General features: G+C 53.5%; 1 protein-coding gene. It reads right to left on the bottom strand.

Annotated elements, in window-relative coordinates; genetic code table 11:
- Positions 1 to 56: 56 nt before the first annotated feature.
- Positions 57 to 941, bottom strand: an 885-nt coding sequence (locus tag QMN93_RS26015; protein ID WP_058687626.1) for an IS5-like element IS903B family transposase, incomplete at its 5' end; no start/stop codon positions are given.

The raw sequence follows: 941 nt of genomic DNA on the forward strand, positions 1-941 counted from the left end.
GGCTTTGTTGAATAAATCAGATTTCGGGTAAGTCTCCCCCGTAGCGGGTTGTGTTTTCAGGCAATACGCACGCTTTCAGGTATACCTGCTTTCGTCATTTTGTTCAGCGCTCGTACCAGGGCCATAGCCTCCGCAACCTGACCATCGTAGTCACGCAGCGTCAGTGAACCCCCGAACAGCTGTTTTACCCGGTACATCGCCGTTTCCGCTATCGAGCGACGGTTGTAATCTGTTGTCCATTTCCACCGCGCATTACTCCCGGTCATTCGCTGATTAGCCACTGCACGGTTACGGTCTGCATATTCACCGGGCCAGTAACCCGCACCTTTTCGGGGAGGGATAAGCGCGCTGATTTTCTTACGCCGCAGTTCATCGTGACATAGCCGGGTATCGTAAGCGCCATCGGCGGCGGCTGACCTGATTTTCCGGTGGGTTTGCCGGATTAACCCGGGGAAGGCCTCTGAGTCCGTAACGTTGTTCAGCGACAGGTCAGCGCAGATGATTTCATGTGTTTTACTGTCAACGGCGAGATGCAGCTTACGCCAGATACGGCGGCGTTCCTGGCCATGCTTTTTGACTTTCCACTCGCCTTCACCGAAGACCTTCAGCCCGGTGGAATCAATTACCAGGTGTGCGATTTCACCCCGGGTGGGCGTTTTGAAACTGACATTAACCGACTTTGCCCGCCTGCTGACACAGCTGTAATCCGGGCAGCGTAGCGGAACGTTCATCAGAGAAAAAATGGAATCAATAAAGCCCTGCGCAGCCCGCAGGGTCAGCCTGAATACGCGTTTAATGACCAGCACAGTAGTGATGGCAAGGTCAGAATAGCGCTGAGGTCTGCCTCGTGAAGAAGGTGTTGCTGACTCATACCAGGCCTGAATAGCTTCATCATCCAGCCAGAAAGTTATGGAGCCACGGTTGATGAGGGCTTTATTGTA

It is taken from the genome of Enterobacter sp. R-1.6.2, assembly GCF_035064085.1.
GTDB classification, from domain to species: Bacteria; Pseudomonadota; Gammaproteobacteria; order Enterobacterales; family Enterobacteriaceae; genus Enterobacter; species Enterobacter asburiae_B.